The sequence below is a fragment of the Ahrensia marina genome, assembly GCF_042140245.1.
Taxonomy (GTDB): Bacteria; Pseudomonadota; Alphaproteobacteria; order Rhizobiales; family MH13; genus MH13.
Window position 1 is genome coordinate 2845658 of sequence record NZ_CP159483.1, and the last position, 13742, is coordinate 2859399.

A 13742-nucleotide genomic window follows, 5' to 3' on the forward strand; every position below is an offset into this window, starting at 1 on the left:
CCAATGACGGCTTACGATTCTGAGAATATTTTTGCTAAGATCCTGCGCGGTGACATTCCCAGCCACAAGATCCTTGAGAATAATGACGTGCTGGCCATCATGGATGTGATGCCACAAGCGCCGGGACATGCCTTGGTTCTTCCAAAAGCACCGTCACGCAATTTTCTCGATGCGGACGCTTCAACTTTTGCTGTGCTTTTCAAAGCGGTGCAAGCTGTCGCGCAGGCGGCCAAACAGGCCTTTGAAGCAGACGGGGTGACCATTCAGCAGTTCAACGAGGCCGCAGGTGGCCAGTCTGTTTTCCACCTGCATGTGCACGTGATCCCTCGGCATACAGGCGTACCCTTAAAGCCGCACACTGGCGCAATGGCCGATCAAACCGTTCTAGCAGATCATGCTGAGAAGTATCGCGCCCATCTCAGCTAGATCGCTTCCTTGATCACCGCTGTTGTCGCGTCACCCCTATTCGGCGTACCACGCGGCTCGATGAGCAAAATATGGGCTTCACGATCAGCAACCGGTCTGTGTTTCTTGCCCTTCGGAACAACGTAAAGGTCACCTGGCCCGAGGGTGACGTTTCCGTCTTCGGTTTCAATACGCACTTGGCCATCCAGAACCAGAAAGAAATCATCCGTGTCGTGGTGGTCATGCCAAACAAACTCGCCTTGCACCTTCACGACCATGATATCGTTGCCATTGAACTGACTGACGATCTTTGGTGACCAATGTTCTGAAAACTGACTGAGTTTGTCAGCCAGGTTGATGGCTTCGGGTTTCATAGCGACACTCCCAGAAAAAAAGGTCGGATAATTGCCCGACCTTTTTGCTCTTATGTCTTCAGCGGCACTTTCGGTACCGCGCCTCTTCCGCCGCTTGAGCCAGGCTTTTTGCGCCCAGATGCTTTGGTTGCGGTTGCCTTGGTGGTTGTCTTCTTTTTGGCAGGTGCTTTGCGCTTCGCCTTGGTTGGCACAGGGTCCGGTTTCGGCTTTGCTGGCTCGGCGACCGCTTCCAGCTTCAGTCCAACCGTCTTGCCTTTCTCGTTTTGGTCGAGATCGACGCGCACTGTACCACCCTTGATCAACTCACCGAACAAGACCTCATCAGCAAGCGGTTTCTTAATGTGTTCTTGGATCACACGTCCCAACGGGCGTGCACCCATATGTTCATCATAGCCTTCAATCGCCAGCCATTCGCGCGCTTTGTCCGTCAGTTCAATCACGACATTGCGGTCTGACAGCTGGGTTTCTAACTGAAGCACAAACTTTTCAACCACGCGGAAGACAACATCCTGCGGCAAATGGCTGAACTGAATGATCGCATCCAAGCGATTGCGGAACTCAGGTGCAAACAAGCGGTTGATCGCTTCCATATCGTCGCCTTCGCGGCGTGAGTTCTTGAAGCCGATGGCCGGCTTGGCGAGGTCCTGCGCGCCCGCATTTGTGGTCATGATGATGATGACATTGCGGAAGTCGACCTCTTTACCATTTGAGTCGGTCAGCTTGCCGTGATCCATCACCTGCAAAAGCACATTGAACAGATCGGGATGAGCTTTCTCGATCTCATCAAGCAACAAGACGCAGTACGGATGCTGATCGACGCCATCGGTTAGAAGGCCACCTTGATCAAATCCGACATAGCCTGGGGGCGCACCAATGAGTCGCGAAACCGCGTGACGCTCCATATATTCGGACATGTCAAAGCGCAGCAGCTCCACGCCAAGCAAGTTGGCCAAACTCTTGGCGACTTCAGTCTTACCGACACCAGTTGGGCCGGAGAACAGATAGTTGCCAATTGGCTTTTCTGGCTCACGCAGGCCTGCGCGTGAAAGCTTGATGGCAGCCGACAGGGCAGTGATGGCATCATCCTGGCCGAAGACAACCCGTTTGAGATTGTCTTCCAAACCTTTGATCACCACCGCATCGTCCTTGGTGACATTTTTCGGCGGGATACGCGCCATCAGCGCAATCGCGTTCTCCACCTCTTTCACACCAATTGTTTTACGACGACGACTCTCTGGAACAAGCTGTTGCGACGCGCCGGTCTCGTCGATCACATCAATGGCTTTGTCCGGCAGCTTGCGATCATTGATGTAGCGTGCTGAGAGTTCGACGGCCGTTTTGATCGCATCATGGGTGTAGCGGACCTTATGATAGTCCTCAAAGTAGGGCTTCAAGCCTTTCAGAATTTCGATTGCGTCCGGCACACTTGGCTCGGTGACATCGATTTTCTGGAAACGCCGAACAAGCGCACGGTCTTTCTCAAAGAACTGACGATACTCTTTGTAAGTCGTCGAACCGATGCAGCGCAGTGACCCGGCAGCAAGGGCAGGTTTGAGCAAGTTCGACGCATCCATGGCGCCGCCTGATGTCGCTCCAGCACCAATGACCGTGTGAATCTCATCAATGAAAAGGATTGAGCCTTCAAAGGCTTCGATCTCTTTGACGACCTGTTTCAGCCGCTCTTCAAAATCACCACGGTAGCGCGTCCCCGCCAATAGAACGCCCATGTCGAGCGAAAACACGGTGGCATCCGCCAGCACTTCAGGCACATCGCCATCAACGATGCGTTTGGCCAAGCCTTCGGCGATGGCGGTTTTGCCCACGCCCGGGTCACCAACCAACAACGGATTGTTTTTCTGACGACGGCAAAGCACCTGCACCGTGCGCTGAGTCTCTTTGCCACGACCGATCAGAGGATCGATCTTTCCGTCCTTGGCTTTTTCGTTGAGGTTCACGCAGTACGCGTCCAGCGCCTCATTCTTTTTGGATTCGCGGCCTTCATCATCCCCAGCGTCCTCGTCAGCACCGCGCGGCGCACGCTGCTCGCTTGCTCCAGGGCGTTTGGCAATTCCGTGCGAGATGTAATTGACCGCATCATAGCGGGTCATATCCTGCTCTTGCAGGAAGTAGGCAGCATGGCTTTCCCGCTCGGCGAAGATGGCGACAAGCACGTTCGCACCGGTCACTTCATCGCGTCCAGAGGATTGAACATGAATGACTGCGCGCTGAATAACCCGCTGAAAGCCGGCTGTTGGTTTGGCTTCTTCACCGTCTTCGGCGGTTAGATCGACAAGCTCGTGGTCCACATAATCGGCCACCGCGTCGCGCAGCGCCGTTACATCAACGCTACAGGCCTGCATAACGCCGAGCGCATCTTCATCATCCATCAGCGCCAGGAGTAGATGCTCAAGCGTTGCGTATTCGTGGCTACGCTCGTTGGCGCCAGCGAGGGCGCGATGCAGGGCTTTTTCAAGACTACGGGAAAAGGTTGGCACAGGCGGCTCTCACTTTTTTTCCATAACACATTGCAAAGGATGTTGATTCTGTCGGGCAAAATCCATGACCTGAGTCACTTTGGTTTCCGCCACTTCATAGGTGTACACGCCACATTCGCCGACCCCGTTCTGGTGGACATGCAACATAATCTGAGTCGCTTCATCACGCGTCTTGCGGAAGAACCGTTCCAAAACAAGCACGACAAATTCCATCGGCGTGTAGTCATCATTGAGAAGCAAAACCCGGTAGAGGTTGGGGCGCTTCACCTTAGGTTTGGTGCGCGTGATGACCGCTGTGCCATTTCCGGCGTTGTCGCCGTCACTGCCCTCTTCGGCAGACAACATAGGTGTGGTGCTGCCGGTCATATTGATTGGCATGATGGTAGGTTGGGGCAAGGTCGTCTCAAGCAAGGCAGGCATCATTGAATGATTGAACTGGGTCGGGTCGTCGAACACGGTTTGGGCCACCATGAAGCACCACAAATGGGTGCGGTCTGATTTGGGTTGGATGGTGAAGCACAATAGCGATGCCATCAAGGCCAATTATCTGGCGGGCACAGCCTATCAAATATGCGTCGCTGGAAAGATTTAAAGGGGCAGCACAAAGTGGCCGTCCAAAAACGAGAAAGGGCCGGTGCCAATGGCACCAGCCCTTCTTGAGACAGTTGGAGCGAGACAAGCGCGACGGCTCGTCAACTCTCAAAGTGTCGCGGGCATCCCATCACTACAATGGAACATGCGACCGTGTTGTTTACTTGCCGACTTTGGCGAACACGCCTTCGTAAGGCTTGTAGGTCTCTTTGGCGAGATCAACGAACATCTCGTTGACTTTGGTTGCCTGGCCAACAAACGCCTCGTAAGCGGTTTTCATGTAGTCGGACTGCACTTCAACAGCCTTGTCGAGCGACTTAGCAGCAAGCAGGTCTTCCATAGCAGCGGAACCTGTTTCCATTGCTTTCTTGGAATAGTCCTGGGTTTCCAAGGCCATCGCCTGGACACCTTTAGACATGGCGGCCATGGAGGCCATGGCCAAATCCATGTTCTCTTTGCTGGCTTTTTGTACTTCATCAAAATTGGTCATCATGGTCCTCAGCTCCATAAGGTTGTGCAAGAAATCACGTGCCGCAAATGTTTGCAGCGCACAATCATATATGTGCGTTGCAACATGATAGTCAAGGAGAAATTGCTGCGACGCACAAAGTGCAATTCCTGCCGAGCGTTTAACCCTTCTGAAACCCTCCAAATTCTATTTTGAGCATCAAGCTTGGCTCGTGGCGTTTGTGCGGGTGGACAAGTTTTTGGGGGCGTACTGGCTCGCGTTTTGAGCCGGAAAACCAATGGGTGGAATTGTGTTGCGTAGAGTATCGTTGGTGCAGGCTGGGTTTGCACTGCTTGTTGCGTTTGGCGTTTTCTTCGGATCTTTCGGCATGCCGTCACAGGCGAACGCCAATCCGCGTTATGCCGCTTTGGTTGTTGATGCGCGCAACGGCGAGGTCTTGTTCTCTCGCCATGCGAATGCTCCACGATTTCCAGCTTCCCTTACCAAGGTGATGACGCTCTACATCTTGTTTGAAGAGCTGGAGGCTGGCCGCCTTTCCCTCGACACACGGATGAACGTCTCCGCTCACGCCCAGGCTCAGCCTCCATCAGAGCTTGGCCTGCGAAGCGGTCAAACCATCACGGTGCGCGATGCGATGCTGTCGCTTGTCACCAAATCGGCTAACGATGCCGCTGCCGTTGTTGCCGAACACATTGGTGGCACCGAGTGGAGTTTTGCTCAGCGCATGACCGAGACCGCGCGCCGGATCGGCATGAGCGACACCACGTTTCGCAATGCATCCGGACTTCCAAACCGTGAGCAACGCACCACGGCACATGATATGGTGCTGATGGGTCGGGCGATCTATGAGCGTTTCCCGCAGCGCTACCAGGTTTTTTCAACCACAAGCTTCCGATATGGCGGTCGCACCTACCGGAACCACAACCGGTTGCTCGGTACCGTTCGTGGCGTTGATGGCATCAAAACCGGCTACATTCGTGCCTCGGGCTTCAATTTGCTCTCGTCGGTCAATGATGGTGGCCGTCATATCGTTGCGGTTGTCATGGGCGGTCGTACTGGCGCCAGCCGTAATGCCCATATGCGCGATTTGATCGCACGGCATCTGCCACAGGCATCAACCGGGCCTCGCACGGCGCGTTTGGTCGTTGCTCGTGCCCAGTTCACACCACCCTCACCTGTTCCACACCCTGCAGCATTGCCCGCCGTTGCATTCGCGGCCGCCAATGCGATGATGGCGCCAACACCTCCGCAGCCTTTGCCAGCACCGCTGGCCGCCGTTGAAGTCGCGACCGTCTCTGCGCCAGCATCTGCCAGTATGGTCGCCACCCATTCACCGGAGGCTCCAGCTGCCACGGCTTCGGCATCAGGCGGTATGCAACTGGGAAGTGTGCCCGCCGATGGCTGGACGATCCAGATTGGTGCCATGCCAAGCCAGGAAGCCGCCGTTGATATGCTTGCCCAAGCACGCGGGAGCTTTAGCGACCTAACGGCTCGTACCCCTTACACCCAAAGCATCCAGTCCAATGGCAACACGCTTTGGCGCGCCCGTTTTGGAGGGTTCAACAGTCGCGATGTTGCGCAGGCAGCATGCAGTGCCCTTGAGGCGCGCAGCTTTGCATGTCTGGCGGTGAGACCAGACCGTTAGAGGCAAAACGAGCGTCTACCTTTCCACTCGGCTTTTTGTGTTTCCAGGAGTATCAGCCGTGCAGCTTCAAGAGAACTTCCTTGGCAAGATTGACCTTGGCCGCAAGGTACGTCGACCCGCCTCGGTCGGGATGGATGTTGGCCATGAGGCGCCTGTGCGCCGCACGGATGGCATCGGCCTTGGCGCCCGGCTCAAGCCCCAAGATCTCATAGGCCTCGTCTTCAGTCATGCCGCTCGGATTCGACGCGCGGGCACGCCGGTCTCCCGCCCGCTCGTCATGGTTTTCTCGCCAACCGGTAAACGTGCGGTCCAGATACGCTTCTAAAAGCCTGACACTCTCTCCATCATCGCTTGCCGCGCTAAGCGCGGTCAGCAGGTCATCTCGTGAGCAATCCTCAAGAGCCCTGCCCTTCCAGGGGCCTTCGATAAAGCTGCCCGAAATATCTCCGGAGCTTTGATCGAGCTTCATCTCCAGATATTTGGTGCGCACAGTTGGACCGCCCTGCGATGTGCTGGCACCATAGACACCGTCCACATCATCAAAGCCTTTGGGTCGACCACGAAACATCGCGCGGTTGCGTAAGGCATGGTTTGCGAGTGCAAACACTTGGCTCATCGCGCCGAAGCGTCCGGTTAGCAGCAACAGGCCGGCAAGGCCCATCAGCAGGGCAATGCCGCCAAAACGCGCGTGTTTGGCGATTTGTGCAGCAGGAATGCGTGTAAGTGCGCGTCCGACCAGCAAAAACAACGCCAGTAGGGCCAGGCCAAAAATCAGGTAGATCATCGCATTTGCTCCAACAGCATCTGCCCTTCGTGGGTCGATGTGTTTTCCAGTGCGGTCCGCCCTCCTGACGCATAGCGCGCGACAGCTTGGAGCAGCCTTGCAAGCGTTTCGGCTGAGCGCTCATCAAACTGGAAATAGCCGCCACCGGAGTTGGTGGCCATGGAGCGAAAGACACTTCCGGCCATTCTGTCTCGCCCTTCGTGGAACATGAAAAGCTTGCAGCCAAGCATGCCAAGTTCACCAGCTTGTTGACTGAGCGCATCAGGCGCTTCCTCAACAGCATCACCTATGTAAACCATCGCTGGCACCGGAGCTTTGGCGATCTCTTTGCGGGCAAAGCCGAGCACGCGACCAATCTGCGTTTGGCCACCCAAACACACAATGCCCTGCATCAGCCGCGCCAATGATTTGCCATCAGTCTGCCAAGCTGACGCGCGGCACTCATTAAACCCTCGAAAGTAGACAAGCTTCATCGCTAGCCCGTTGACCAAACTGGCCTCAGCAAACATGGAGGATTGGATGTGCATAGCGCGATCCCATGTGCGCTCTCGGCTGAGTGTGGCGTCCAAAGCGAACAGCAGTCGCCCAGATGAGCCTGGCTTTGGGGCCGCTCCAAGCGCGGCAACAAACGCATCCACTGAGCCTTCAGTAGACTGCGTTGTCGGTTCAGACTGACCTTTAACAGAGGGTGTTTGTTTCTTCATAGGTCATCATTTGGGATGCACATGTGCTCTTGGGAAGGGTATAGGACTGCCAAAGCGCTGTCCTTGAACGCACCGTTGGCCTTTTGGCGACGACCGCCCAACCTTAATTTCCACTCAGCTTACTTTCTTGATGACCAAAGTCTGCCGCACAATCGCTTCTCTTCGACAAACCCAGTCAGCATTGAAAGCTGCAGGGAGATCCAGTGCGTTGGTCCCAACCATGGGTGCATTGCACGACGGGCATCTTGCTCTGGTGACACATGCGGCTTCGCTGGCCGATGCAGTGATTGCAACCATCTTTGTGAATCCAACCCAGTTTGGACCCAACGAAGACTTGGATCGCTATCCTCGCCAAGAACAGGCCGATTTAGATGCTCTGCAAAGGGCTGGTGTGCATGCCGTGTTCATGCCGGATGTAGAAGAAATGTATGGATCGCACGATGCAACCCGCATCCTAATGGAGGGCCCTGCCCTTGGACTTGAGAGCGATTTTCGCCCCCATTTCTTCCAAGGCGTGGCAACGGTTGTGAGCCGTCTCCTGCTGGCATCTATGTGTGATATCGCAGTTTTCGGTGAGAAGGACTATCAGCAGCTGCTCGTCATCAAGCGTATGGTGGCTGATCTTAAAATTCCTGTCGCCATTCAAGGAAGCCCAACTGTGCGCGAAGCTGACGGTCTGGCGTTGTCATCGCGCAACGCCTACCTTTCCGAGGATGAACGCGAACGAGCGCCTGAGTTGAACCGCGCCCTTCAAATTTGCCGGGAGACTTTGCGTTCCGGAGCTTCCGAGGCCGATGCGCTCGCCAAAGCCGTGGCTCATGTCAAAGCCTTCGACTTCAGGCCAGACTATATAGAGCTGCGCGACGCGCAAACACTGGGACCGTTGCAAGACCTTGGATCAGCGCGCCTGCTTGCAGCAGCTTGGCTCGGCAAAACACGTCTTATCGACAACATAGCGGTTTAAATCAGGCCAAGCTCGATCAACTCCTGCCGCATGGCTGGCTCAATAAACTCAATGCTCTGGCCACCCAGTTCTGATAGATCAGCAGGCGCATCGCTGGCTTTCAGATAGCGCCAGCCTTGAAACGGTCGGCGCGGTTGCGGCCGTGTCGCAAACAAAACAGGCTCCATCACCAGATGACAGCGGTTGATACCCTCATCATCTTTGAACGGGCGAATGTCGAGCAACTTTTGGCGGCCCTGAATGCTGCCCTTGATCACCCAGTAAAGTGAGCCGCCTTGAAGCAAAGCGTCACGCTGTTTGGGCACCATGCGTGTGGTGTGTAACTGTTCCTCAGGCAATCCCGCGCGCCGTTTTCGTTCCAGCGTATGGGCGATCCATTCACGGTGGTCTTCGAGAGATTCGGCGCCGACGCAAAGTTTGAGAAGGTGAAGGCTCATTCATGCATCATGCCGTGCGACAGCGGCCCTTCCAAGGGAAACTACGCACACTTTTTTGCAATCCACAGTTGCTGAAGCGACAATTGCGCGAGTCTTTCAACGCAAACATAGGCTTAAGGCCATAGTGAGTATGGGGCTTACCGGATAGGCCCTCGGGCGCCTCGCAGCTAACCTACTATTACCAGATCGAGCGTTCAGCGACAGACAAGTCGCAGGCTTGTTTGGTCGACAACGACGCAACGGCAACACGACTCTTATGAACGATCAAACTCCTCTTTCGGCCCAGGGCGCCGGTCAAGGTTCGCTGAACATCAATGCGGCGGAAACCGCAACCTACCTTAAACTGATCGCCAATGAACGGCGGTTGATGATTTTGTGCCTTTTGGCTGCAAAGGGTGAAGCAACGGTTTCGTTTCTTTCCCAATCGATCAGCCTTGGCCAATCAGCCATGTCGCAACATTTGGCGCGTTTGCGGGCCGACAATCTGGTGGATTTCCGTAAAGAAGGCCAGATGGCATTCTACCGCATTGCCGATGAGCGCGTCGAAGAGCTTTTGGTCAAACTGCAAGACATCTTTACGCGCTAAGAAGTATGCCTTCTTAGCTTAGGACGTCTCTCGGGCTTCTGTCGGCTTCCCAGTTTCGATCCAGGCTGTGATGCCGCCTTTTAGATGCGTCACCTTCTGCAAGCCCATTTGTTTGGCTGTCTGGGCGGCAAGCGCTGAGCGCCATCCGCTGGCGCAGTAGAAGACGAACGTGGCATCTTCAGCAAACAGCGGCTTGTGATAAGGGCTTTCCTGGTCGATCCAAAACTCGAGCATACCGCGAGGGCAGTGTTTTGCCCCGGGAATACGTCCTGTTCTACCGAGCTCACGAACATCACGCACATCAATGAAGCGAACGTCCGTGACCTTCAACATGTCGGCGGCGCTTGCGACATCGACATGGCCAACATAGGCTTCCGCCTGAGCGACCAGACTGGCAGAACTTGGAGCGATTTTTGGGGTGTTTGTTGCGTCAGACATGACGCACTGTGCCGTTTAGTTCGGTGCTACTGCAAGGGCAGATGTTTCAAAGCCGCCGAAAAACCAAACAAGTGCAACGACGCACAAAGCACAAGCCACTGTCCAACGTGCTGCCGACCAGCAGGAAACCGTACTACTATCGATCATAAAGCCCTCACTAGGACCCGCGCATACAACAACTGCATGCGGGGCGTTCGGCTCATTAACGAACTGTTTACCGCGCCGCAAGGTATCAATTTTGCATAGCAGCAATTCCGCTGTTGATGGTGAGCGCTTCGCGGCTCAATTGCCATGACGGTCCACTAACGGTAACGCTGCAAGCGTGATCCGCATTGCCACCCCTTCTGACATGCTTTTGCTCGTGTTGCTCGCCGCTATCTATGGTTCGGCGTTTACCGCAATCAAGATTGCGGTGCCTGAGCTTGGCCCGTTCGGGCTGGTGCTAGCCCGTGTTCTGCTCGGGTTTGCGGTTCTTCTTCCCTATGCTCTGGCCCGTGGTTGGACATGGCCATCGTCACGCTCCAGTTGGGCGCTCTTGGGCTTTCTATGTGCTTTCAACCTGATCATTCCGTTTTTCCTGGTTTCGTGGTCACAGCAGCACATTAATGCATCGCTGATGGCGCTTCTTATGGGTGCCGGGCCTTTGTTTGGTTTGCTGATGAGCCATGCGACGACGACGGATGATCGGCTGTCGGGCCCAAAGGTAGCCGGTGTGGCCGTGGGCTTTGCTGGTGTTGCCCTCGTGCTTGGTGTTGATGCTTTCACAGGGCTTTCCGGTGGCAACATAGAGGCGAGATTGGCCCAAGCCGCTGCACTTTTGGCCAGTGCTTGTTATGCGGTTTCGGGTGTTTTTGTGCGACGCATCACTGATCTACCGTCACATCAGCTCGCGAGTTTGGTTCTGGGTTTTGGAAGTGTTGCGATGCTGGCTGCTACACCGCTGCTTATGCCCAACATCATTGATGTAACCACGCGCCTCAGCCCAGATGCCATACTAGCAACGCTCTATCTAGGAGCAATCACCACCGGCGGCGCGTACATGCTGCGCTATAGGCTCATTCGCACGGTTGGCATGAGCTATTTTGGGCTAAGCATTTACCTGGTGCCAGTGTTTGGTGTCGCCATAGCTGCCGTTTGGTTGTCGGAGCCGATACCGCTGAGCCTGCTTGCAGGTCTTGGACTGATATTGGGAGGGCTTGCTGTCGCGCGGTTAAGAAGCGGAAAAATTCAAGCTACTGAACGCGAAGCGCCGATCCAGGAATGAAACCCACCTGTCCGTTCGCATTGATTTCACAAACACGCTCATCCAACTGACGTTGCTGCGCGCCAGGAGAACCGAACATCCAGCCTTGAAAATCAAACTCCGGACGGCACCAACGCATGGATATGTCGCGCACACCGGAAGCCACGGTGCCGGAGACTGCGCTATCCGCCTCAGGGCCAGCTCTTAGTGGCTGCTCCTCGGTTGTCACAAAGCGCATATCGTAGGGGTTATCGCTACGCTGTGCGTCGGCGTTGGTGGTCGACGCGGCGACAATAGCGGCGGCGACACCGAAAAAGGCCATGTGGGCGAGAACAAAAAGGGCAATCCGCTTGAGCATGGCGCTAGGTATTCCATGTGACTTTGTATCAAACTGTGCGGCGCGTCACATATCACAGCAATCTGTTTCGAAAACATTTATCCTAGGCATCTTCAGCAATTGTTGACTATGAAAAGCACTGTGTTGCCGCGCTGCAACAAGCGCCCTGGCGAGACAGTGTTTTTGTTGCCCTGAAAGGCATGTGATGACGAATTGGGATATCCAAGAACGACCGAACCGCTTCCCTTGGCCGCCACTATTGCTCGTTGCGATGATCGGCGTCGGATTCGTGTTGCGCGAATTGGTTCCGTTCGGTGTGTCGCGCACACCGCTCAGCCAGTTTTCCGGTTTTGTCTTGATTGCAGGTGCCTTGGCCCTGGACGGCTGGGCGTCTCTGACGTTTAGCAGGGCGAAGACCACGATACTTCCCCATCGCGGTACGCGAAACCTGGTGACGACAGGCCCTTTTAGGTTTTCTCGCAACCCGATCTATGTGGGGAACTTGCTGATTTTGGCGGGCGTTGGACTTCTAGCCGGATCGCCCTGGCACGTTGTTTTGGTGCCCGCGCTCGCCGCAACGATTTGGTATTTCGCCATTGCTCGGGAAGAGGCGCATCTGGCTGCCAACTTTCCTGAAGAATGGCCGAACTACGCGGCGCGGGTTCGACGCTGGCTATAGAAGCTTCTAGATACCAAACCAAAGCGCGGCCAGGCTGAGAAAAGCAAAAAAGCCTACCACATCCGTCACAGTTGTCACAAAGACGCTGGAGGCAATTGCCGGATCGATTTTAAAGCGATCCAACGCAATCGGTATCAAGATACCAGCAAGAGCAGCGGCCAGCATGTTCACGACCATCGCTGCGCCGATCACAAGACCAAGTCCGGCACTGCCAAACCAAACGATGGCAACGATCCCCATCAGCAAGGCAAAAGCGCCACCATTGACCAAACCGACGTACGTTTCACGCAACACCACGCGCCCCATATTGTAGGGGTCAAGATCGTGGGTTGCGATAGCGCGGACGGCCACCGTCATGGTCTGTGTTGCGGCATTGCCGCCCATGGACGCGACGATAGGCATGAGGATTGCCAGGGCGACCATCTGTTCCAGTGTTGCGTCAAACAGGCCGATAACAAGTGATGCCAAAACCGCGGTGGCCAGGTTCACGCACAACCAAGGCAAGCGAGAGCGCGTGATCGCACGCACGCTGTCCGACACTTCTTCATCACCGACACCTGCAAGCGCCAGCATATCCTCACCGGCCTCTTCTTGAACAACGTCCACGATATCATCGACGGTGAGAACACCAACCAAGCGACCGCCCTTGTCCACGACAGCGGCGGAGGTGAGATCGTACTTTTGAAAGGTGCGTGCCGCGTCCTCTTGGTCGGTTTCTGCACTGATCTCTTGGACCTCGTCCATGATAGCGTCAATTGTCACGGGTCGCTTAGAGCGCAGCATACGGTTGAGTTTGACAAAACCGAGCAGCCGATATCCCGGGTCCACCACAAACAGATCGTGGAACTCTTCTGGTAAGTCACTCGCCTCACGCATGTAGTCGATGGCGCGACCAACCGTCCAAAAAGGCGGCACAGCAATGAAGTTGGATTGCATACGTCGGCCGGCTGACTCCTCGGGATAGTCAAGGGCCCGTTGCAGAGCGAGACGATCCAAGGTTGGGATCGTTCTTAAGATTTCGGCCTGCGCATCCTCGGTGAGATCTTCGAGTATGTAGACGGCATCGTCAGATTCAAGCTCAACGAAACCAGCCGCGATGAGGTGCAAGGGCAGTTCATCAAGAATGTCGATGCGGATTTGCTCATCCACCTCGGTCAAGGCTGCAAAGTCGAAGCTCTCGCCAATCAGTTCGATAAGCCTGGGGCGTTCGTCATCGGTCAGAATGGTGAGGAGTTCGGCAACCTCTGAAACGTAGAGCTGGTCGGTAAGTGCACGCAGTTCGTCCGCATTTTCTTGGGCCAATGCCTCTTTGATTGCCGAGACGAACCCGCGCAACAAATGGTCGTCGTCTGTGCGAATCGCATCGGACGGTAGATCTGGGCCCGCCGTAACGGATGCCGGTTCAAGCTCTGGTGCCATGGGGGTGGGCGGTCCTATCTGGTCAAGGAACTTGCGATCGAGCGGAAAGACTGGGCGTGCCTGAGATGTGCTGTCTTAAGTTGTGACATTGCTCAACGCACGCGGCAATCAATCGGTTGCATATTCGGCCCTATGGTCAATACTTTAAAGCAATAGTGCGGCGAGCCGTTTG

The 13742-nt window shown here is 55.2% G+C and carries 16 protein-coding genes; 6 read left to right on the plus strand and 10 right to left on the minus strand.

What is annotated here, in order from left to right; all coding sequences use genetic code 11:
• The first annotated feature begins 3 nt into the window (after positions 1–3).
• Positions 4–426 carry an HIT family protein gene (locus ABWH92_RS13910; protein ID WP_375569317.1) on the plus strand — a complete coding sequence of 141 codons (423 nt, stop codon included), beginning with the start codon at positions 4–6 and terminating at the stop codon, positions 424–426.
• Here the strand turns inward: ABWH92_RS13910 and ABWH92_RS13915 are convergent.
• The 4 genes from ABWH92_RS13915 to ABWH92_RS13930 form a co-directional block, all read right to left on the minus strand.
• Positions 423–779 (minus strand): cupin domain-containing protein, encoded by a 357-nt coding sequence (locus ABWH92_RS13915; protein ID WP_375569318.1) that lies wholly within the window; start codon positions 777–779, stop codon positions 423–425. The two genes, ABWH92_RS13910 and ABWH92_RS13915, sit on opposite strands and share 4 nt — an antisense overlap.
• Positions 780–829: 50 nt before the next feature.
• Positions 830–3274 (minus strand): ATP-dependent Clp protease ATP-binding subunit ClpA, encoded by a 2445-nt coding sequence (gene clpA, locus ABWH92_RS13920; protein WP_375569320.1) that lies wholly within the window; start codon positions 3272–3274, stop codon positions 830–832.
• 9 nt (positions 3275–3283) lie between these two features.
• Positions 3284–3619, minus strand: a complete 336-nt coding sequence (gene clpS / locus ABWH92_RS13925) for an ATP-dependent Clp protease adapter ClpS (protein ID WP_375574253.1) — start codon at positions 3617–3619, stop codon at positions 3284–3286.
• 406 nt (positions 3620–4025) lie between these two features.
• Positions 4026–4358, minus strand: a complete 333-nt coding sequence (locus ABWH92_RS13930; RefSeq protein WP_375569321.1) for a phasin family protein — start codon at positions 4356–4358, stop codon at positions 4026–4028.
• A gap of 253 nt (positions 4359–4611) precedes the next feature.
• On the opposite strand from ABWH92_RS13930, the gene ABWH92_RS13935 reads away from it, so the two are divergent.
• Complete coding sequence (locus ABWH92_RS13935; RefSeq protein WP_375569323.1) at positions 4612–5979, plus strand: serine hydrolase; 1368 nt, start codon at positions 4612–4614, stop codon at positions 5977–5979.
• Between the two features lie 52 nt (positions 5980–6031).
• Here the strand turns inward: ABWH92_RS13935 and ABWH92_RS13940 are convergent, their stop codons facing one another.
• Both ABWH92_RS13940 and ABWH92_RS13945 read right to left on the minus strand, forming a co-directional pair.
• Entirely contained in the window at positions 6032–6763 is a 732-nt protein-coding gene (locus ABWH92_RS13940; RefSeq protein WP_375569325.1) for a DnaJ domain-containing protein, read from the minus strand.
• Complete coding sequence (locus ABWH92_RS13945; protein WP_375569327.1) at positions 6760–7467, minus strand: VWA domain-containing protein; 708 nt, start codon at positions 7465–7467, stop codon at positions 6760–6762. The genes ABWH92_RS13940 and ABWH92_RS13945 overlap by 4 nt, the downstream gene beginning before the upstream one ends.
• 130 nt (positions 7468–7597) lie before the next feature.
• On the opposite strand from ABWH92_RS13945, the gene panC reads away from it, so the two are divergent.
• A complete protein-coding gene (gene panC / locus ABWH92_RS13950; RefSeq protein WP_375569329.1) occupies positions 7598–8431 on the plus strand; it encodes a pantoate--beta-alanine ligase in 834 nt (277 codons plus the stop codon).
• Here the strand turns inward: panC and ABWH92_RS13955 are convergent.
• On the minus strand, positions 8428–8868 hold the full coding sequence (locus tag ABWH92_RS13955; protein ID WP_375569331.1) for a DUF1489 family protein: 441 nt from the start codon (positions 8866–8868) through the stop codon (positions 8428–8430). The genes panC and ABWH92_RS13955 overlap by 4 nt on opposite strands.
• Before the next feature lie 256 nt (positions 8869–9124).
• Here ABWH92_RS13955 and ABWH92_RS13960 point away from each other — a divergent pair, with 256 nt between their 5' ends.
• Positions 9125–9454, plus strand: coding sequence for an ArsR/SmtB family transcription factor (locus ABWH92_RS13960; RefSeq protein ID WP_375569333.1), 330 nt, complete (start codon positions 9125–9127; stop codon positions 9452–9454).
• Between the two features lie 18 nt (positions 9455–9472).
• Here ABWH92_RS13960 and ABWH92_RS13965 read toward each other — a convergent pair whose 3' ends face one another.
• Positions 9473–9892, minus strand: a complete 420-nt coding sequence (locus ABWH92_RS13965; protein WP_375569335.1) for a rhodanese-like domain-containing protein — start codon at positions 9890–9892, stop codon at positions 9473–9475.
• Positions 9893–10214: 322 nt separating this feature from the next.
• On the opposite strand from ABWH92_RS13965, the gene ABWH92_RS13970 reads away from it, so the two are divergent.
• Positions 10215–11156, plus strand: a complete 942-nt coding sequence (locus ABWH92_RS13970) for a DMT family transporter (RefSeq protein ID WP_375569337.1) — start codon at positions 10215–10217, stop codon at positions 11154–11156.
• Here the strand turns inward: ABWH92_RS13970 and ABWH92_RS13975 are convergent.
• On the minus strand, positions 11125–11493 hold the full coding sequence (locus ABWH92_RS13975) for a hypothetical protein (RefSeq protein ID WP_375569339.1): 369 nt from the start codon (positions 11491–11493) through the stop codon (positions 11125–11127). The two genes, ABWH92_RS13970 and ABWH92_RS13975, sit on opposite strands and share 32 nt — an antisense overlap.
• Before the next feature lie 184 nt (positions 11494–11677).
• Between ABWH92_RS13975 and ABWH92_RS13980 the strand changes: the two genes are divergently transcribed.
• Positions 11678–12151, plus strand: coding sequence for a methyltransferase family protein (locus ABWH92_RS13980; protein ID WP_375569341.1), 474 nt, complete (start codon positions 11678–11680; stop codon positions 12149–12151).
• Between the two features lie 6 nt (positions 12152–12157).
• Here ABWH92_RS13980 and mgtE read toward each other — a convergent pair whose 3' ends face one another.
• Positions 12158–13570, minus strand: a complete 1413-nt coding sequence (gene mgtE, locus ABWH92_RS13985) for a magnesium transporter (RefSeq protein WP_375569342.1) — start codon at positions 13568–13570, stop codon at positions 12158–12160.
• Positions 13571–13742: the final 172 nt, after the last annotated feature.

Excerpts from the sequence above, each read along its gene's own strand:
- ABWH92_RS13910 (WP_375569317.1), top strand. The coding sequence starts at position 4 with ATGACGGCTTACGATTCTGAGAATATTTTTGCTAAGATCCTGCGCGGT.
- ABWH92_RS13915 (WP_375569318.1), bottom strand. The coding sequence starts at position 779 with ATGAAACCCGAAGCCATCAACCTGGCTGACAAACTCAGTCAGTTTTCA.
- clpS (WP_375574253.1), bottom strand. The coding sequence starts at position 3,619 with ATGTTGTCTGCCGAAGAGGGCAGTGACGGCGACAACGCCGGAAATGGC.
- ABWH92_RS13930 (WP_375569321.1), bottom strand. The coding sequence starts at position 4,358 with ATGATGACCAATTTTGATGAAGTACAAAAAGCCAGCAAAGAGAACATG.
- ABWH92_RS13935 (WP_375569323.1), top strand. The coding sequence starts at position 4,612 with ATGGGTGGAATTGTGTTGCGTAGAGTATCGTTGGTGCAGGCTGGGTTT.
- ABWH92_RS13940 (WP_375569325.1), bottom strand. The coding sequence starts at position 6,763 with ATGATCTACCTGATTTTTGGCCTGGCCCTACTGGCGTTGTTTTTGCTG.
- ABWH92_RS13945 (WP_375569327.1), bottom strand. The coding sequence starts at position 7,467 with ATGAAGAAACAAACACCCTCTGTTAAAGGTCAGTCTGAACCGACAACG.
- panC (WP_375569329.1), top strand. The coding sequence starts at position 7,598 with ATGACCAAAGTCTGCCGCACAATCGCTTCTCTTCGACAAACCCAGTCA.
- ABWH92_RS13955 (WP_375569331.1), bottom strand. The coding sequence starts at position 8,868 with ATGAGCCTTCACCTTCTCAAACTTTGCGTCGGCGCCGAATCTCTCGAA.
- ABWH92_RS13960 (WP_375569333.1), top strand. The coding sequence starts at position 9,125 with ATGAACGATCAAACTCCTCTTTCGGCCCAGGGCGCCGGTCAAGGTTCG.
- ABWH92_RS13965 (WP_375569335.1), bottom strand. The coding sequence starts at position 9,892 with ATGTCTGACGCAACAAACACCCCAAAAATCGCTCCAAGTTCTGCCAGT.
- ABWH92_RS13975 (WP_375569339.1), bottom strand. The coding sequence starts at position 11,493 with ATGCTCAAGCGGATTGCCCTTTTTGTTCTCGCCCACATGGCCTTTTTC.
- ABWH92_RS13980 (WP_375569341.1), top strand. The coding sequence starts at position 11,678 with ATGACGAATTGGGATATCCAAGAACGACCGAACCGCTTCCCTTGGCCG.
- mgtE (WP_375569342.1), bottom strand. The coding sequence starts at position 13,570 with ATGGCACCAGAGCTTGAACCGGCATCCGTTACGGCGGGCCCAGATCTA.